The sequence below is a fragment of the Micromonospora sp. L31 genome (assembly GCF_052068075.1).
GTDB lineage: Bacteria > Actinomycetota > Actinomycetes > Mycobacteriales > Micromonosporaceae > Micromonospora > Micromonospora purpureochromogenes.
Map to the genome: position 1 here is coordinate 168,872 of NZ_JBQHDC010000003.1, position 17,398 is coordinate 186,269.

18 protein-coding genes, 2 tRNA genes and 1 pseudogene are annotated in these 17,398 nt (G+C 72.6%); 5 read left to right on the top strand and 16 right to left on the bottom strand.

All coding sequences use genetic code 11. The features are described from left to right. Positions 1 to 189: 189 nt before the first annotated feature. From ACTMS9_RS10385 to ACTMS9_RS10405, 5 genes and pseudogenes are all read right to left on the bottom strand, one after another. Positions 190 to 465: a DUF397 domain-containing protein gene (locus ACTMS9_RS10385; RefSeq protein ID WP_441164789.1), complete on the bottom strand. Its 276-nt coding sequence runs from the start codon at positions 463 to 465 to the stop codon at positions 190 to 192. After that, a complete protein-coding gene (locus ACTMS9_RS10390; RefSeq protein ID WP_441164790.1) occupies positions 387 to 719 on the bottom strand; it encodes a DUF5753 domain-containing protein in 333 nt (110 codons plus the stop codon). The genes ACTMS9_RS10385 and ACTMS9_RS10390 overlap by 79 nt, the downstream gene beginning before the upstream one ends. After that, positions 685 to 873: a Scr1 family TA system antitoxin-like transcriptional regulator gene (locus ACTMS9_RS10395; RefSeq protein ID WP_441164791.1), complete on the bottom strand. Its 189-nt coding sequence runs from the start codon at positions 871 to 873 to the stop codon at positions 685 to 687. The genes ACTMS9_RS10390 and ACTMS9_RS10395 overlap by 35 nt, the downstream gene beginning before the upstream one ends. 175 nt (positions 874 to 1,048) lie before the next feature. Beyond that, positions 1,049 to 1,171: pseudogene (locus ACTMS9_RS10400) on the bottom strand (helix-turn-helix transcriptional regulator); the annotation flags it as partial. Positions 1,172 to 1,274: 103 nt separating this feature from the next. Beyond that, on the bottom strand, positions 1,275 to 2,108 hold the full coding sequence (locus tag ACTMS9_RS10405) for a phosphoribosylaminoimidazolesuccinocarboxamide synthase (protein WP_441164792.1): 834 nt from the start codon (positions 2,106 to 2,108) through the stop codon (positions 1,275 to 1,277). A gap of 208 nt (positions 2,109 to 2,316) precedes the next feature. On the opposite strand from ACTMS9_RS10405, the gene ACTMS9_RS10410 reads away from it, so the two are divergent. Then, positions 2,317 to 3,648, top strand: a complete 1,332-nt coding sequence (locus tag ACTMS9_RS10410; protein ID WP_441164793.1) for an ABC transporter substrate-binding protein — start codon at positions 2,317 to 2,319, stop codon at positions 3,646 to 3,648. Positions 3,649 to 3,683: 35 nt separating this feature from the next. Here ACTMS9_RS10410 and ACTMS9_RS10415 read toward each other — a convergent pair whose 3' ends face one another. The 7 genes from ACTMS9_RS10415 to ACTMS9_RS10445 all read right to left on the bottom strand — a co-directional run bounded on the left by ACTMS9_RS10415 (position 3,684) and on the right by ACTMS9_RS10445 (position 10,037). Then, positions 3,684 to 3,932 (bottom strand): hypothetical protein, encoded by a 249-nt coding sequence (locus ACTMS9_RS10415; protein WP_179801708.1) that lies wholly within the window; start codon positions 3,930 to 3,932, stop codon positions 3,684 to 3,686. Between the two features lie 111 nt (positions 3,933 to 4,043). Beyond that, positions 4,044 to 4,117, bottom strand: a tRNA-Met gene (locus ACTMS9_RS10420). Positions 4,118 to 4,243: 126 nt separating this feature from the next. Next, a tRNA-Met gene (locus tag ACTMS9_RS10425) sits at positions 4,244 to 4,320 on the bottom strand. A gap of 59 nt (positions 4,321 to 4,379) precedes the next feature. After that, a complete protein-coding gene (locus ACTMS9_RS10430) occupies positions 4,380 to 5,303 on the bottom strand; it encodes a hypothetical protein (protein ID WP_441164794.1) in 924 nt (307 codons plus the stop codon). After that, positions 5,293 to 5,802 (bottom strand): SigE family RNA polymerase sigma factor, encoded by a 510-nt coding sequence (locus ACTMS9_RS10435; protein ID WP_210774458.1) that lies wholly within the window; start codon positions 5,800 to 5,802, stop codon positions 5,293 to 5,295. Before ACTMS9_RS10435 ends, ACTMS9_RS10430 begins: the two co-directional genes overlap by 11 nt. A 151-nt stretch (positions 5,803 to 5,953) precedes the next feature. Next, positions 5,954 to 8,908 carry a UPF0182 family membrane protein gene (locus tag ACTMS9_RS10440; protein WP_441142478.1) on the bottom strand — a complete coding sequence of 985 codons (2,955 nt, stop codon included), beginning with the start codon at positions 8,906 to 8,908 and terminating at the stop codon, positions 5,954 to 5,956. Between the two features lie 115 nt (positions 8,909 to 9,023). Continuing rightward, positions 9,024 to 10,037, bottom strand: a complete 1,014-nt coding sequence (locus ACTMS9_RS10445; RefSeq protein ID WP_441142477.1) for a YlbL family protein — start codon at positions 10,035 to 10,037, stop codon at positions 9,024 to 9,026. Positions 10,038 to 10,219: 182 nt separating this feature from the next. Here ACTMS9_RS10445 and ACTMS9_RS10450 point away from each other — a divergent pair, with 182 nt between their 5' ends. Further along, positions 10,220 to 11,455: a zinc-dependent metalloprotease gene (locus tag ACTMS9_RS10450; RefSeq protein WP_441142476.1), complete on the top strand. Its 1,236-nt coding sequence runs from the start codon at positions 10,220 to 10,222 to the stop codon at positions 11,453 to 11,455. Between the two features lie 95 nt (positions 11,456 to 11,550). Here ACTMS9_RS10450 and ACTMS9_RS10455 read toward each other — a convergent pair whose 3' ends face one another. Together ACTMS9_RS10455 and ACTMS9_RS10460 are read right to left on the bottom strand one after the other, a co-directional pair. After that, positions 11,551 to 12,159 (bottom strand): hypothetical protein, encoded by a 609-nt coding sequence (locus ACTMS9_RS10455; protein WP_441164795.1) that lies wholly within the window; start codon positions 12,157 to 12,159, stop codon positions 11,551 to 11,553. A gap of 140 nt (positions 12,160 to 12,299) precedes the next feature. After that, positions 12,300 to 12,830: a M48 metallopeptidase family protein gene (locus ACTMS9_RS10460; protein ID WP_154942154.1), complete on the bottom strand. Its 531-nt coding sequence runs from the start codon at positions 12,828 to 12,830 to the stop codon at positions 12,300 to 12,302. A 514-nt stretch (positions 12,831 to 13,344) separates the two neighbouring features. Between ACTMS9_RS10460 and ACTMS9_RS10465 the strand changes: the two genes are divergently transcribed. The 3 genes from ACTMS9_RS10465 to ACTMS9_RS10475 all read left to right on the top strand — a co-directional run bounded on the left by ACTMS9_RS10465 (position 13,345) and on the right by ACTMS9_RS10475 (position 16,302). Next, the gene (locus ACTMS9_RS10465) at positions 13,345 to 13,512 is read left to right on the top strand and encodes a DUF5679 domain-containing protein (RefSeq protein ID WP_165945332.1); all 168 of its coding nucleotides are present in this window, start codon (positions 13,345 to 13,347) and stop codon (positions 13,510 to 13,512) included. A gap of 204 nt (positions 13,513 to 13,716) precedes the next feature. Next, the gene (locus tag ACTMS9_RS10470) at positions 13,717 to 14,802 is read left to right on the top strand and encodes a ThiF family adenylyltransferase (protein WP_441164797.1); all 1,086 of its coding nucleotides are present in this window, start codon (positions 13,717 to 13,719) and stop codon (positions 14,800 to 14,802) included. A 168-nt stretch (positions 14,803 to 14,970) separates the two neighbouring features. Then, complete coding sequence (locus ACTMS9_RS10475; protein WP_441142473.1) at positions 14,971 to 16,302, top strand: ABC1 kinase family protein; 1,332 nt, start codon at positions 14,971 to 14,973, stop codon at positions 16,300 to 16,302. Between the two features lie 305 nt (positions 16,303 to 16,607). Here ACTMS9_RS10475 and ACTMS9_RS10480 read toward each other — a convergent pair whose 3' ends face one another. Together ACTMS9_RS10480 and ACTMS9_RS10485 are read right to left on the bottom strand one after the other, a co-directional pair. Further along, positions 16,608 to 16,973 carry a WhiB family transcriptional regulator gene (locus ACTMS9_RS10480; protein WP_088960445.1) on the bottom strand — a complete coding sequence of 122 codons (366 nt, stop codon included), beginning with the start codon at positions 16,971 to 16,973 and terminating at the stop codon, positions 16,608 to 16,610. Positions 16,974 to 17,102: 129 nt separating this feature from the next. Next, positions 17,103 to 17,357, bottom strand: coding sequence for a hypothetical protein (locus ACTMS9_RS10485; RefSeq protein WP_088964418.1), 255 nt, complete (start codon positions 17,355 to 17,357; stop codon positions 17,103 to 17,105). Positions 17,358 to 17,398: the final 41 nt, after the last annotated feature.

A 17,398-nucleotide genomic window follows, 5' to 3' on the forward strand; every position in this document is an offset into this window, starting at 1 on the left:
GTCCAGATCGTACGGACGCCCCGGGGCGGGCGACGCGTGGGCGCGCGAGCTGCGCAAGGGTGGCGCGCACCCTGGACCGGGTGGAGTGAACGCCGGGTACTCATGATCATCTGATGAATCCCGACGGGCGGCACGGCGTGTCGCGTCGGTTCCCATCAGACGATCATGAGACCGGCCCGTCGGGAGGATTCAGATGCTCGGCGCTGACTTGATCAGCGCGACGAAGGACCGCCAGGCGGCCGGAGCGAAGGTGAGGATGCCGCCACTGGGGTCTTTCGAGTCGCGGACGAGCACGCGGCCGGACAGGTTGTCGGCCACCTCGACGCAGGTGTCGCCACCGTTGCCCGACCGGCTCGACACTCGCCACCGAGGGGTGGGGGCAGTGTTCACAGCTCGCTCACCAGCTTTCCGATCAACTCTGCGGACACATTCTGCGGCAGGGCCTCGCTGAGGAGTGTGTCCCACATGACCCTGATCGTATCCAGCGCGTCCGGCTGATCCATGACCTGACCGAAGACGCCGTCCACATAGGCGACCTCGTCACCGTCCGGCAGCGTGGCCAGCACGAAACCGCCGGCCAGACCCGGATGAGCTCCCACCCCGATCGGCACGACGTACAGCCGGATGTGGGGTAGATCCGCCAACTCCCTCAGACGTTCCAGCTGTGCCCGCTGGGTCTCCCGGTCACCGACCACCCGCCGCAGGGCGGCCTCGTCCATGATCGCGGGTGAACCGCTTCGGCACTTCGCCGGTGAGCAGATCCTGACGTTCCATCCGGCCGGCGACGAGGTGCGCCACCTGGTCGGGCCCGTGGGTGCCCTGCGCCGTGAGCACCGCCCGCGCGTACGCCTCGGTCTGCAGGAGGCCGGGCACCAAACGACGGTTGGAAGGTACGGAGGATGCACGCGGCGGCCTCGACCCCGCGCCACGGCGCGAACCACGTCGGCGATTGCTGGCGGTTGGCCGCAGCCAGCAGCTCGGAGAGCAGGCCTGCGGTGCTCAACGCATCGTCGGCGGCGGCGGCGAACTGCGGGGTCGGCCGCCGCCGACCGGTCTCGATCGCCGCGATGGTCGACGGACTCCAGCTGATCCGCTCCGCGAGGGCCTCCTGGGAGACTCCCGCGCTGGCCCGGGCGGCCTTCAGAGCTCGGATCCACATGTCGAAGTTCATCTCCACCAGCCCGACATTCACGAATGCGGAAAGCGACGATGCAACCCTCAATCGTGACGGCCGGGAGGTCCAGCCGGACGCCCGCCCTGCTGCGGCTTTCTGATCAGGCCCAGCGGTTGCCGGTGAGCCTCTCGTAGACGTCGACGTAGCGGGCCCGGGTCGCCTCGACCACCTCGGCCGGCACCTCGGGAGCCGGGCCCTGCTTGTCCCAGCCGCTGTCGGTCGCCCAGTCCCGGACGTACTGCTTGTCGTAGGAGAACTGCACGCGGCCCGGCTGGTACGACTCGGCCGGCCAGAACCGGGACGAGTCGGAGGTCAGCAACTCGTCGCCGAGCATCAGGGTGCCGTCCGGCGTCCAGCCCAGTTCGAGCTTGGTGTCGGCGACCAGGATGCCCCGGTCGGCGGCCAGCTCGGCGCCGCGGCGGTAGACGTCGAGGGTGATCTGGCGCAGCCGCTCGGCGGTCTCCGCGCCGACCTTGTCCACCACCTCGGCGAAGGTGATCGGCTCGTCGTGCTCCCCCACCGGCGCCTTGGTCGACGGGGTGAAGATCGGCTCGGGCAGGATCGACGCCTCGACCAGGCCGCGCGGCAGCGCCACGCCGGAGACGGCGCCGGTGCGCTGGTACTCCTTCAGGCCGCCGCCGGTCAGGTAGCCGCGGGCGACGCACTCCACCGGGACCATCTCCAGCCGCCGACAGCGGATCGCCCGGCCGGCGAACTCGGCGGGCACGTCGGTGGTCGAGATGATGTGGTTCGGCACCAGGTCGGCGAGCTGCTCGAACCACCAGACGGAGAGGGCGGTGAGCAGTCGACCCTTGTCCGGGATCGGCGTCGGCAGCACCACGTCGTAGATCGAGATGCGGTCGGAGGCGACCAGGATCAGGTCGTCGCCGTCGGCGTAGACGTCCCTGACCTTGCCCGAGTGCAGAAGTTCCACGCGCCCTAGTACATCAGACGACGTCGGGACGCCTGGTGCGGCCACCGGCCGTCCCGAGGCCGGCGGGCCCGGGTCGGCTCGGCGCGCATCGATGCCGGTCAGCGCCCGAGCGACCGTCCCCGCCGCCGCCGGCCGCCCGGCGTTGACACCCGGGCTCACCGCCTGCGTGAATGGTCCGGCCCGCACCGCCGCGCACCAGGAGCCCCCCGTGCCCGCTGCCCGCCCTCCGCGCCCCCGGCCCGGCGCCGACCCGGACCGGCGGCGGCTGCTCGGCGCGCTGCTGGCGGTGCCGGCGCTCGCCACCGGCGGCCTCGCCGGGTGCAGCGACGGCCCGGCCGCCCCGGTCGACGAGAACGGGCCGATCGAGTTGTCGGTCTTCTGGTGGGGCAACACCCGGCGCGCGGAGGCCACCGAGCGGGCACTGCGGCTCTACTCCTCGCGCAACCCCCGGGTCACCTTCCGGGTCACCTGGCAGGCCGCCAGCGGCTACTACGACCGGCTCGCGACCCAGGCCGGCGGCGGCAACGTGCCGGACCTGTTCCAGGTCGACGACACCGTGCTGACCGAGTACGCCCAGCGCGGCATCGCCCTGGACCTCAGCCCGTACGCCGCGGACGGCCGGCTCGACCTCGGCGGCCTGCCGCCCGGGCTGGCCGACTACGGCCGGGTGGACGGTCGGCTGTACGGCGTCCCCGCCGCGCAGACGCACGTCGCCGTGGTCTACAACAAGGACCTGCTGCGCCGGCTCGGGGTGCCCGCCCCGACGATCATGCCGTGGGCGGACTACCTGGCCTGGGCCGCGCGGGTCACCCAGGCCAGCGGCGGGCGGGTGGCCGGCACCATGGACCCGTCCGGCGACCACCGGGCGCTCTGGCTCTGGCTGCGCGGCCAGGGCGGCAAGTTCTACCAGGGGCGGCAACTCGGCTTCAGCTCGGCGGCCCTGGTCGACTGGTTCGAGCTCTGGCAGCGGGCCCGCAACGACCGGGCGACCCCGGCCGCCGCGTTGGTGGACCGGGCCGACGGCGGCGAACCGGCCCGACAGCTCGTGGTGACCGGCCACACCGCCGCCTCGTTCGCCTGGTCGCACCAGCTGCCCGAACTCCAGCGCTACACCGACGACGAGTTGGGGCTGGCCGCCTTCCCCGGGCCGCCGGCCGCCCAGTGGGACCTGGCCTCGATGTACTGGGCCGGCTTCCACGGCACCCGGCACCCCGGCGTGGTGGCCGACGTCGTCGCGTTCCTCACCACCAACGTCGAGGTGGGCCGGATCCTCGGCACCGACCGCGGGCTGCCCGCCGACCTGGCCGTGCGGCAGGCCGTCACCCAGGCGTCCGACGATCCGGTGGTCAAGCGCGTCGCCACCTTCGGCACGTCCCTCAACGACCTGGTCGGGCCCGCCCCGGCCCCACCGCCCCGGGGGCACGCCCGGGTACGCGCGCTGCTCACGGCGGCGGCCCAGGACGTCCGGTCGGGCCGGGTGGGAGCGCGGGCCACGACGTCGAAGTTCATGGCGCAGGCGCAGGGGGCGCTGGCCGAGTGACCCCGGCCGGCGTCTGCCGGCCGGGGCCAACCGGATCAGCTCGGCGGACGGTTGCGGCGGTTGCGCATCAGCCGCAGCACCAGGAACACGATCAACCCCACCACGACGAGGCAGCAGAGCAGGCCCAGGATGCCGCCACCGCCCCGGCCCCTGCGCCGTGCCGCCTCCACCACCAGCTCGCCCTGGCCCGTGGACGCCCAGGCCGCGACCGGTACGAAGACCGAGAGCACGACCGCACCGAGGACCGCGCTCAGCCGGCCCCACCACCTGTTCCAAGATGACATGCCCCCATCCTGACCGAGCCGGGCAAGCGAGGCACGCCGGACGGAGGGGAAACCTCCGGCGGGCGGAAACGGCGAAGGCCCCGGAGCTGGGCTCCGGGGCCTTCGAACGAGTAGCGGGGACAGGATTTGAACCTGCGACCTCTGGGTTATGAGCCCAGCGAGCTACCGAGCTGCTCCACCCCGCGTCGGCTCCATAAGCCTAGCGCATCCCCCGGACCGAGATCAGGCGGGTCCCGGATCGGCCATCGGGGGCCGCGCCGGGCGGGGAAAAAGCGAACGGCCCGAGGATCAGATCCTCGGGCCGTTCGTCGTGGTAGCGGGGACAGGATTTGAACCTGCGACCTCTGGGTTATGAGCCCAGCGAGCTACCGAGCTGCTCCACCCCGCGTCGACTCGTTAACCGTAGCCTACGAGGCCCCGGACCCGCAAAACGGGCCCGGGACCCACTCAGCGCAACCAGTTGCGGATCGCCAGCACCGCCCGCCGGCTGTCCGCGTCGACCTGCGACTTCGGGCTGGAACTGCCCTCCCAGCCCTGCTCCCAGAGCACCGTCACCACGTTCCCGATCCGGATGGCCCGGATCAGTCGGACCTCCTCGTCGCCGGTCGGCTGGTCGTTGACGTCGAGGAAGGGCTTGCGCATCTCGAACAGCACCGACTCGTCGCCGTAGCCGCTGCTGGGCAGCAGCTTCTGCCGGGACTTCACCTTCCCGACCGGCTGCTCGGCGCAGTCGCGTACCGCGTCGCGCACTTCGTCGAGCGCAGCGGCGGCCTTACCGTCGCGGTAGATGGTGATGCTGTGCCGGTAGAGACCATCCGGGATGTTCCCCTCCGGCGTGCCGGCCAGCTTGAACGGCACCGTCCGGACCCGCTGCCGGACCGTCCCCGACGCGCCCGGCTCCGCCCCGCAGAGCGCGGGCAGCACCTGACCCTCGCCGAACCCGGCCCCCGCCCCGGTGTCGTTCGCCGCCGCCAGCGCGAAGAAGGCGGAGTCGGGAATCGAGGTCGGCGTCCGGACGGGCGGCGGGACGCCGACGCTCGTCGGTGACGTCGACGGCGAGTGCTGCGACACCGACCCGCTCGGGCCGGGCGAGGTAGCCGACGGGGTGGGCGTCGGGTTCGACGGCACCGGCGAGGGCGGGGCCGGGGTGTCGGCGGGCGGCCCGACCCGGGTGGCCGGGCCGGCGGTGAGGACGAACTGGGCGCCGACGGCCGTCCCGCCGACCAGCGCCGCCGCGGTCAGCACCCCCAGCGCCGCCCGGGTCCGCGCCCGCCGGTCGGCGTACCGACGCACCAGGTCGGGCGCCGCCAGGCCGCGTGGGTCGGTGTCCTCGGCGAGCGAACGGTAGAAACCGGTCAGTTCACGCGACATCGTTGACCTCCAGCTTCTCGGACGCGACCCCGGGCAGCAGCTCGGCCAGCCTCGTCCTGCCCCGGGACAGCCAGGACTTCACGGTGCCGGTGGGCGCCCCCGTCTCGCGGGCGATCTCCTCCACCGGCATGTCGAACAGGTAGTGCAGGGCCAGCGCCTGCCGTTGGTTCGCCGGCAACTGCCGCAGGGCAGCGACCAGCAGGACGGTGTCCTCGCCCGGTGGCCGTACGTCCTCGGGTAAGCCGGTGCGGCTCACCGCCGTGCGCCAGCCGCGCAGCCGGCGGAACCGGTCGGTGGCCAGGCGGCTGACCACCAGCCGCAGCCACGCCTCCGGCGCCGGATGGGTGGCCAGGCTGCCCCACTGCCGCCAGGCCCGGGCGTACGCCTCCTGCACGAGGTCCTGCGCCTCGCCGTGGTCACCCGCCACCGCGTGGCCGTACCGCAGCGTCCGCCCGGAGGTGCTCCGGTAGAACTCGTCGAAGCTCTGCGCGTCCCTCATGCTCACACCACGTCTCCCCGTTTCCCCCACCTGCTGACAAGACGGTGGACGGGGCCGTTCGGTTGCAGGGATCGGGTCGGAAAAGCGACAAGCCCGCGACCGGAGAACCTGCAGGTCCTCGGGTCGCGGGCTTGTCGGGTCGCGCTGCGGCTCAGCCGCTCGGCGTCGGTGCCGGCGCGGACGGGCTGCCGCTCGGCGTCGGGGCCGGCCCGGCGGTCTGCTGCGCCTGCTGGAACGCGGTCATCGCCTCGTCCAGCGCCTTGAGCGCCCGGCCGTACCGCTCGAAGTCACCGGACGTCTGCGCGGCCTTGACCTCGACGATCGCCGTCTGCACCCGCTCCGCCGCGGCGGCCAGCTCACCGGTCAGCGGCGGCGGGTTGGTGCCGCCCGGGGGCGGTGGCGGGGTGCCGCCGGGCGGCGGCGTCGTGCCCTGCCCGGCCCGTTTGCCCTGGTCGACGAGCTGCTTGATGCCGTCGGTGAGGTTGTCGGCCAGCGCCACGTAGGAACCGCCGTCGCCGTACGAGAGCAGCACCTTCTGCAGCAGCGGGTACGCGTCCTGCTGGTTGCTCTTCACGTAGACCGGCTCGACGTAGAGCATCCCGTCGCCGAACGGCAGCGACAGCAGGTTGCCGTACTGCACCTGGGCCTGGTTGGAGGAGAGCAGGTTGAGCTGCTGCCGGATGTTGGCGTTGTTGGTCATCTGCTGGTGCACCTGGACCGGCCCGGAGACCCGGGTCTGGTCCGGCAGCTCCCACACCTCCAGCTTGGGCTGACCGTCGACGTACGACCCGGAGATCAGCGCGGCGAGGTTCTGCCGCCCGTTCGGGGTGACCGCCGCGGTGATCTGGAAGCGCGGCCCCTGCTGCCCGGGGAACTGGGTGAACAGGTAGTACGGCGGCTGCTTCTGCCCGCTGTCCGGCGCGTCCGGCACGTTCGGCACCTGCCAGAAGTCCTGGCCGGAGTAGAAGTCGCCGGGGTCGGTCACGTGGAACTTGGTGAGCAGGTTCCGCTGCACCTTGAACATGTCGGCCGGGTAGCGGAAGTGCTCGGCCAGCTCCGCCGGGATGGCGGTCTTCGGCAGCACCAGGTCGCCGCCGAACGCCTTGTTCCAGGCCTTGAGCACGGGGTCGGTCTCGTCGAACTCGTAGAGCCGCACCGTGCCGTCGTACGCGTCGACGGTGGCCTTCACCGAGTTGCGCATGTAGTTGACGTTCTCCCGGGCCAGCTGGAACGTGCCCCGGTTGGTCAGCTCGTCGGCGGTCTCGGTCTGCAGGTTGACCCGCTCGGCGTACGGGTAGGTCGCCGCCGTGGTGTAGCCGTCGACGATCCACTGGATCCGGCCGCCCACCACCGCCGGGTACGGGTCGCCGTCGAGGGTGAGGAAGGGGGCGACCTTCTCCACCCGGTCCCGCGGGTTGCGCACGTACAGCAGCCGCGAGTTGTCGTTGACCGCCTCGGAGAGCAGGAAGTTCGACTCCTGCTCCTTGATGGCGTAGAGCAGCCGGCGGGTGAACGAGCCGATCTCGACGCCGCCCTCACCGGTGTAGGTGTAGTACTGCTCGCCGCCGGTGGTCGGGGTGGGCCGGTCGAACTCGGCGTTGCGGGACTTGTCGGACTGCCCGACGATCGCGTAGTCGTCCTCCTTCATCCGCTCGCCGTAGTAGATCCGCGGCTGGGTGGCCGGGATCTGCTCGGCCTGCGAGGAGCACGCCTCCTGCGCCTTCTCGCCGAGGAAGCCGGAGACGAAGTACGGCTGGCCGCCGCAGACCACCTGGTTGGCCGGGGCCGCGACGAGGCCGTACCCGTGGGTGAAGACGGTGTGCCGGTTGATCCAGTTGTTCTGGGTCAGCTCGCCGTAGTTGATCTCACGGACGCCGACCACGTAGTCGGAGGTCTTGTTCGCCACCGAGTACCGGTCGATGTCGAGCTTCGGCCCGAAGTCGTAGAAGCCGCGGACCTGCTGGAGCTGCGTGTACGTCTCGGAGACCAGCTGCGGGTCGAGGAGCCGGACGTTCGGCACCACCGAGGTGTCGGTGGCCAGGTTCGCCGGCGGGGTGAGGTTGCTCGCCGCGTACCCGGTGGTCTTCGTGTCGCCCAACCCGAACGCGGCGCGGGTGGCCCCGATGCTGCGTTCGATGTACGGCGCCTCCTTGTCCCGGGCGCTCGGCTTGACCTCGAAGGTCTGCACCGCCCACGGGTAGATGCCGCCGATCGCGACGGCGGAGACACCGAGCAGGGCCAGCGCGATGCCCGGCCAGACCAGGTTCCGCATCACCGCGTTGGAGAAGACGATGATGGCGATCGCCACCACCACCGAGATGTACGCCAGGATCTCCTTGGCCGGCAGCAGCGCGTTGACGTCGGCGTAGCCGGCGCCGTAGAGCTTGGCGCCCTCGTTGTACTCCAGCAGCATCGCCCGCCGGTCCAGCACGTACGCGACGGCCTTGAGCAGCACGAAGACGGCGACCAGCGTGGAGAGGTGGGCCCGCGCGGCGTTGGTCATCCGGTCGCCGACGCCCTGCAACCGCACCCCGCCGAAGATGTAGTGCACGGCCAGCGCGCCGAGCAGCGCCAGCACCACCGCGGTGAAGCCGACGCCGAGCAGGTACCGCCAGAAGGGCAGCTGGAAGACGTAGAAGCCGACGTCGACGCCGAACTCCGGGTCCTTGACGCCGAAGTCGCCGCCGTTGCGGAAGAGCAGCCACTGGTTCCACCGGCTCTGCGCGGAGAGGCCGGCGAAGAGCCCGAGCACGACCGCGGTCAGGCTGATCCAGGTGCCGATCCGGGGCGTGAGCAGCATCCGGTAGCGCTCCAGGGTGGCCTGCTCCAGCGAGTGCGGCCGCAGCGCGGGTCGCAGCCGGTACGCCAGCCAGAGGTTGCCGCCCACGAAGAGCCCCAACCCCACGCCGATGGTGAGGAAGAGCAGCAGCCGGGTGACCAGCACCCCGGTGAAGACCTGGGTGTAGCGGACCTCTTCGAACCAGAGCCAGTCCGTCCAGGCCTGGACACCCCAGCCGAGCAGGGTGAAGAGCACGAACACCCCGACCAGGACTCCGATGGTGACGCGTCCGCGCCGGCTCATCCTCGGCAGGGGGCTGCTACGCATGACCACTGTTGGCTCCGCACGCTCGATGTGATCGGCTCCGGACAGGCACCCAGAGTACGGGGTGTTCCTGAACGTGTCGGTCCAAGGTCACGGCGGGCTGCCGCGGTGCCCGGGCTCAGCAACGGATCGGCTGCCCACCCGACCGCAACGTCTCCAGCGCCGTCAATGCCTCGTCCAGCGAGCCGACCCTGATCAGGGGCAGGTCGGGCTGCGGATTGCGGACCGCCTCGGCGCAGTTGTCCGCCGGCACCAGGAAGACCTTCGCGCCGGCCTTCTTCGCCCCGACCAGCTTCTGGGCGATCCCGCCGATCGGACCGACCCGGCCCTCGTCGTCGATGGTGCCGGTGCCGGCGATGATCTTCCCGCCGGTCAGGTCGGCCGGTTCGAGCTTGTCCACGATGCCGAGGGCGAACATCAGCCCGGCGCTCGGCCCGCCGATGTTGGCCAGGTCGATCTTCAGCGTGAACGGGTGCGGCTGCCGCTGCTCCGGCACCAGCCCGACGCGCGGCCGGCCGTCCTGCTCCCGGCTGGTCACCGTGGCCGTGCCGGCCACGCCGTCGCGGGTGTAGCCGATCCGCAGCGCGGTGCCGGCCGGCTTCGCCCGGACCAGCTCGACCAGCTTGGTCGCCGTGGTCACCTTCACGCCGTCGACCGTGGTGATCACGTCGCCGGCCTTGAGCACGCCCGCCGACGGGCCGTCGGAGGCGACCTCCTTGGCCACCACCTGCACCGGGTAGCCGAGTTCCACCAGCGCGGCGGTCTCGGCGCTGGTCTGCGAGTTCTGGAAGTCCTCGGCGTTGCGCTTCTCCACCTCCTCCTGGCTCTCGTTCGGCGGGTAGACCAGCTCGCGCGGCACCACCGCCTCGTCGGCGGAGAGCCAGCCGGCGATCGCCGCGCGCAGCTTGACCGTGGGCTGCACCCCCACCGTGGTCATCCGCAGCTGACCGACGGAGTTGGACGTCGACCGGCCGGTGACCTGGATGACCTCCTTGCCGTCCGAGGTGCCGAGGGTGTTCACCGTCGGCCCCGGGCCGAGCACCACGTACGGGATGGGCGCGCCGAGCACGCCGATGCTGAGCAGAGTGGTGAGCAGAGCACCGAGGAGGACGGTCACGCCGCGACGTCTCATGCGGCAGAGCGTACCGATTCAGGCGGTGCCGCCCGGGCGGCCGAGGCCGACTTCGCCCTCAGCGCAACGACAGCGAGGGCGACCTGGGGCGCGGCGCGCGTACCGTAGACGTCGTGCCTGATATTCCGTTCGGTTTCGCGCTCCCGGGTGGGCAACCACCAGACCCCAACGATCCCGCGCAGATGCAGCAGTTCATGTCGCAGTTGCAGCACCTGCTCTCCGCGTCGGGCAGCGGGCCGGTCAACTGGGACCTGGCCCGGCAGGTGGCCGCCAGCCAGCTCGCCGCCGCGGGCGACCCGGCGGTGTCGCCGTACGAGCGGCACGCGGTGGAGGAGGCGCTGCGCATCGCCGACCTCTGGCTGGAGCCGGCCTCCGCGCTGCCGTCCGGCATCCGCACCTCGGTGGCGTGGAACCGCAACGAGTGGATCTACAAGACCCTCGACGTCTGGCGCAAGCTCTGCGACCCGGTGGCCAGCCGGATGGTCGGCGCGATGGGCGACCTGGTGCCGCCGGAGGCGCGGGCCCAGCTCGGCCCGATGCAGTCGATGGTGGCGACCCTGGGCGGGGCGCTCTTCGGCGGGCAGCTCGGCCAGGCGCTCGGCTCGCTCGCCGCCGAGGTGCTCTCGGCCGGCGACATCGGCCTGCCGCTGGGCCCGGCCGGCACCGCCGCGCTCGTCCCGGCCAACATCCGGGCGTACGGCGAGGGCCTGGAGCTGCCCGAGGACGAGGTACGCCTCTACGTCGCCCTGCGCGAGGCCGCCCACCAGCGGCTCTTCGAGCACGTCCCGTGGCTGCGCGGGCACGTGCTGACCGCGGTGGAGAACTACGCCTCCGGCATCCGGGTCAACCGAGAGGCGATCGAGGAGGCGATGGGCCGGGTCGACCCGACCGACCCGGAGTCGATGCAGGCCATCGCCCTGGAGGGCATCTTCACGCCGGAGGACACCCCGGCGCAGAAGGCGTCCCTGGCCCGACTGGAGACGGTGCTCGCGCTGGTCGAGGGCTGGGTCTGCCACGTGGTCGACAACGCCGCCGGCGAGCGCCTGCCCAGCGTGGTCCGCCTCGGCGAGGCGTTCCGCCGCCGCCGGGCCGCCGGCGGTCCGGCCGAGCAGACCTTCGCCGCGCTGGTCGGGCTGGAGCTGCGACCGCGCCGGCTGCGCGAGGCGTCGGCGCTCTGGGCCGCGCTCACCACGCACCGGGGCATCTCCGGCCGGGACGCGGTCTGGGGCCACCCCGACCTGCTCCCCTCCGACGACGACTTCGCCGACCCGGTGGCCTTCGCGACCGCTCAGCTCGACCTCGACGACGAGCTGGCGAACTTCGACTTCACCGCGCCGGGCGGCCCGGAGGAGCAGGCACCGGGTGACGGCACCCCGCCCCGCTCCGACGACTCCGGGGACGACACCGACAAGTCCTGATCCGCACCGCACCGGCCGGGCCGCACCCCACGCGCGCGCCCGGCCGGCGGCGTCTGCACGCCCGTCCGGTGGGTCGCCCACCGGCTTCAGAGCGGTCAGCTTCGGCGGGCGGGGCCGGAGAGGAGGGCCCGGGTGGCCTCCCAGCCCTCGACCGCCGGGTTCAGGGCGGCCAGGTCGGCCGGGCCGCGCAGCCGCCGCCAGGCGGGAGTGACGGCCACGTCGCCCGGGGCCGGCGCCGCGCGGCGCACGTCCGCCGGCACCGCCGCGTCGAGGTCCACCGCCGGCAACCATCCGGGTACGGGCAGCCGGGTCGCCACCCCGAGCAGGCCGGGCCCCTCCCCCTCGACCGGGGCGACCGCCACGGGCCGGCTGGTGAGCGGCCGGAGCAGCTTGCCCAGGGTCAGGCCGGGCAGGTCCGGGGCGTCGGCGGCAACCACGGCCGCCTGGTCGTACCCGGTCAGCGCGGCCAGTACGGCGTTCACGGCGGGCTCGGCCACCTCGTGCACGGCGGTACCCGGCCAGATGACGGCGTCGGCGAGCCAGCGGTCCGCCGGGATGACCGCCACCGCGGTCTCCACCTCGCTGAGCGTGGCGAGCATGTCGACGGTGTCCTCAGCCAGCGCGGTACGCCAGTCCACGGCATCGATTCCCGGCGGCGACCAGGTCACCGGGCCGAGCAACGCCACCACCACACGTCGGGTCACCCTCCGACCCTAACGTCCGGGGTGATCGACTCCGGGTCGCGGCAATGGCGGTATCGGAGGCGGACGGATGCCGCCACGTCGCCGACCTGGAGTCGATCATCATGCGGTGGCGGGAGGGGGGCCGGGCAGAGCGGTGCGGGTCAGCCGGGGACGGGTACGGCGGAGGCGGCGGCGACGCCTTCCAGGTAGCCGCGGGCCCGCTCGGTCTTCGGGTACCGGCCGACGAGCTCCCAGAACCGGGCGTTGTGGCTGGGCACGATCAGGTGCGCCAGCTCGTGCAGCAGCACGTAGTCGAGCACCCAGTCCGGCATGTCCTGGAGGCGGTGCGAGATCCGGATGGTCCGGTCCGCCGGGGTGCAGGACCCCCACCGGCCGTTCTGGTTGGTGACCCAGCGGACGCTGGCGGGCAGGGCGTCGCTGCCCTGGTCGGGGAGGTAGAGGTTGATCAGGCGCAGCGCCCGGTCGAGCAGTTCGGTGTCGGAGCGGGCGAGCCTGCCCTCACGGGCGGCGAGCCGGGCGAGCATCCGGTCGACCCACTCGCTCTCCTCGGCCCGGGAGAACTGGTCGGGGATCAGCACCACGACCCGCTCCCCGTCGCGGTAGGCGGACACCGTGCGTCGCCGGCGCTGACTGCGCCGTACCTCGACGACCGGCTTCCGCGCCCCAGCCATCAGTGGGCCGCGCAGCCGTGCATTCCTGCCACGAGGGAAAGCTAATGCGTACTGACCAGGGGTCCGCAAGGGTCAACACCGCGACACGCGCCCGGAAAATGGTGGTTGGTCGCGAGGAGTCCCGAAAAAAACTGTGGATGACCATGTCGGGCCGCCCCGGTCACCCTTCGTGGCGGCCGGAGAGGCACTTCGACGCTCGCGTCTCACCCACCGTAGGTGATCACCCTCCGCAGCGCCGCTCGGGCCCCGTCCGGGCGTGTTTGCGGGTCTCCGACCGGCGTGTCCCCGGCAAACTCACTAATCCGGCCCATTCCGGCATGCACACTCTCGACGTCGACTTCCTCACAGTGTCGATGCACAGCTGACATGGATTCGCCCAGATCTGGGTAGGGTCCGCCAACCAGCGGTCACGAAGGTGTCCGCGGAGAAAGACCCAGCGTCTGGGCCCCGCGTGGCCCGCCGCCGGGAGACCCGCCGGGCCGGCTCGCCCGGCGGACGAGACGAGGAGGCTACCGTGGCCGACCAGGCCCAGACCTACAACGGTTACTGCGTCAAGTGCAAGGAGAAGCGGGACTTCGAGGGGCGCATCGAGGTTTCGAAGACCGGGATGAACATGGCCAAGGGCAAGTGTCCGGTGTGCGGCACAACAGTGAACCGCATCCTGGGCAAGGCCAAGGTCTGACCCGTACGCGTTCCGGGGGAGGGGTGGCCGGCGGCCACCCCTCCCCCGCGCCGTTCCCGGGGGCACGACGGTGTCGGGAGGGCGACAGAGTTACCCGCCGGTTGTGGATATCCCGCCGCTTCCTGTGGACAGCGCTGGACAGAGCGCCGCGCACCTGTGGACAACGATCGACGGACAGCGTGGATTCGGTCACGATCCGTCGTCATGAGCCCGTCGACCCGCCCGGCCCACCCGACCCTCTCCCGCCCGCCCCTGCCCCGCCCGACGCTGCTGCCCGGCCTGACCCGGCTCTGGCGCGACCGGCACACCCTGCAACTCGGGCTCGACCCGGGGCGCGCCGTCCTGCTCGAGGTCGCCGACCCGCGCGCCGCGCGCCTGCTCGACCTGCTCGACGGCAGCCGCAGCGAGCGCGGGATCCTGGCCGATGCCGCAGCCGCCCGGATCGGCCCGGACGAGGCCCGCGAACTGCTGGACGCGCTGCGCGCCGCCGGTCTGGTCGTACCCGCGCACACGCTGCTCCCCCGAGACCTGGCCGGCCCGGCGCGCAGCCGCCTCGCCGCGGAGGCCGGGGCGCTCGCGCTGGCCGCGCCCACCCTGCCCGGCACCCCGGCGCAGGTGCTGCGCCGGCGGCGGACCGCCCGGGTGGTGGTCGCCGGCGCCGGCCGGCTCGGCGGCCCGGTCGCCGTCGCGTTGGCGCAGGCCGGAGTGGGTCACGTGGCACCCGAGCTCGCCGGCACGGTCGGCCCCGCCGACCTGGTCGGCACCGGGCTGGCCGCGTCCGACGTGGGACGCCCGCTGGCCGCCGCGCTCCGCTCGGCGATCGGCCGGACCGCCCCCGGCACGCAGACCCGCCCGTTGCGCCGCGCTCGGGTGGAGCTGGTGGTCCACCTCGGCGCCGACCGGCCAGCCGCCCTGCTCGCCGCCGGGTACGCCCAGCGTCGCCAGCCGCACCTGCTGCTCGGCCTGCGCGAGGGCGTACCCGTGGTCGGGCCGCTGGTGCGACCGCCGGTCGGCCCCTGCCTGCACTGCCTGGACCTGCACCGGGCCGACCGGGACCCGGGCTGGCCCGGGCTGGCCGCCCAGCTCGCGGCGGACCCGGCCGACCAGGCGTGCGCCGCCGCGACCCTGCTGGCCGCCGTCGGCTACGCGGTCGCCGAGGCGCTGGCCCACCTCGACGGCGGCGCTCCGGAGACGCTCGGCTGCGCCGTGGAGATCGGCGCGGCGGGCCGGTTCCGGCGCCGGATGTGGCCGCCGCACCCCTCCTGCGAGTGCGCCGGCCGCCGGCGCTGACCGGCCGCCCGCAGCAGCGGGAGGACGGCCGGAGGCGAGGTCGGGCGGCGCGTCGGCCCGCTCGGGCGGCGGGGCGGGTGGGGCCGGAGGGGGCGCGGAGGAGGGAAGCCGGGGCCGAGCCCGGCTTCGGAGCAGCAGCGGGCCCACCGAGTCGGTAACAATGACCAAGTGACCGACATCCCGCGCCGGGCCGTGTCCCGGACCGCCAAGCTCGCCGCTCTGCCGCTCGGCTTCGCCGGGCGGACCGTCCTCGGCATGGGTAAGCGCGTCACCGGGCTCGCCTCCGACGTCATCTCCGCCGAGATCCAGCAGCGCACCGCCGAGCAGCTCTTCAGCGTCCTCGGGCAGCTCAAGGGCGGGGCGATGAAGTTCGGTCAGGCGCTGTCGGTCTTCGAGGCGGCGCTGCCGGAGGAGATCGCCGCCCCCTACCGGCAGGCGTTGACCAAGCTCCAGGAGGCGGCCCCGCCGCTGCCCGCGGCGACCGTGCACAAGGTGCTCGCCGAGCAGCTCGGGCCGGACTGGCGGGACCGGTTCGTCGAGTTCAACGACACTCCGGCCGCCGCGGCGAGCATCGGGCAGGTGCACAAGGCGATCTGGCGGGACCCGGAGACCGGCGAGGCGCGGACCGCGGCCGTCAAGATCCAGTATCCGGGCGCCGGTGACGCCCTGCTCGCCGACCTCAAGCAGCTCTCCCGGCTGGGCGGGATGTTCCGGGCCATCCAGCCGGGTCTCGACGTCAAGCCGCTGCTGGTCGAGCTGCGGGAGCGGGTCACCGAGGAGCTGGACTACGAGCTGGAGGCCGAGTCACAGCGGGCCTTCGCCGCCGCGTACGCCGACGACCCGGAGATCTTCATCCCGGCCGTGCTCTCCAGCTCGCCCCGGGTGCTGGTCACCGAGTGGATCGAGGGGACGCCGCTGGCGGACATCATCCGCGAGGGCACCGAGGAGCAGCGGGACGAGGCGGGCCGGCTGATGGCGACGCTGCACCTCTCCGCGCCGCCCCGGGCCGGCCTGCTGCACGCCGACCCGCACCCCGGCAACTTCCGGCTGCTGCCCGACGGTCGGCTCGGCGTGATCGACTTCGGCGCGGTGGCGCGGATGCCGGAGGGCACCCCGGAGCCGATCGGCCGGATCGCCGGGCTGGCGTTGCGCGGCGACGCGGACGGGGTGGTGGACGGCCTGCGGAAGGAGGGCTTCGTCAGCTCCACGGAGCCGATCGACGCCCACGCGGTGCTCGACTTCCTGCGGCCGATGCTGGAACCGATCGCCGCCGAGGAATTCCGGTTCAGCCGGGCCTGGCTGCGGTCCGAGGCGGCCCGGCTGGCCAGCCCGAAGTCGCCGACCTACCAGCTCAGCCGGCAGCTCAACCTGCCCCCGTCGTACCTGATGATCCACCGCGTGACGCTGGGTTCGATCGGGGTGCTGTGCCAGTTGGAGGCCAAGGCGCCGTATCGGGGGATCCTGGAACGCTGGCTGCCCGGCTTCGCGCCGGTGGCCTGACCGGGACGTAACGACGCGGGAGCGGTGACCGGATTCCGGTCACCGCCCCCGCGTACTCGGTAGGGATCTAGAGAGCGCCCAGGTCGCGAGCCGACTGGCTCCGGCTCTTCATCGCGACGGTACGGGCGGAACGGGTTGCCTCAGTGCTCGTGGTGGTACGACCGGCCTGAGGCCGGCGCATTCGAGCACGGGACAACGCTTCGTGGAGTAGTTGCATCTCGGTTCCGTTCGGGTAGTTCAGCAGCATTGGTTTCGGCTTTCTCGCGGCCGGTGTCGGACACCGGCGGGGTTGGAACGGGAAGTTGTCAGGCCGCCAGCCGGACCGCGTTGCGCGACGTGGCCACACCACTGGCCACCAGTCGCGCCTCGGCCTCGACCCGGAGCGCCGCGTCACGGGCGAGGTCCTCCTTGCGCGGACGGCCACGGGGCCGCTTGCGCGGGACGACCGCGCCACGCTCGAAGATCTCGCCGCCCCAGACGCCCCACGGCTCCGCCCGCTCCACCGCACCGGCCAGGCACTCGACGCGCAGCGGGCAGTCCCCGCAGAGCGACTTGGCCAACTCCAGCTCGGCGGGCTGGTCGGAGAACCACAGGTCAGGGTCGAACTTCCGGCAGGGCAGGTTCGCCTCCATCTCGACGCTCACGTCGAGCGGGGCCAACGCCAGACTCATCGCCCGGTCACCTCTCTCTCACTTCGATCTCGTGGATCGCATTTCCGACGTACGGCGGGGCAAAAAACTGAGGCCGCGGATCCCGGTGAGCGGGTTCCGCGGCCTCGAGGTGAGCCGGTGGTCTGGGATTCAGACCGGTCTACCTCGAGGTGGAACGCCGCGGACATCCGTGCGCTTCTTGGCGACACCGATGCCCATGCCCGTGAAGCCACTGGTCCCCTCGACTCCGATCGGTGCGACGGTCAGGGTCAGCTCGGCCTGAGCCTGGACCTGGTGCACCTGCGGAACCGACGGTCGCGTGGCGGCAAGGGCCACCCGGACAGTCGACAGCGGAGCGCAGGCAGCTGGCATCGCCGCCGGACGCTCATAGGTGAAGATCTCCACGGGTGCCACCTCCCTCACGTTCCTCGTGCCGACTTGGTCTC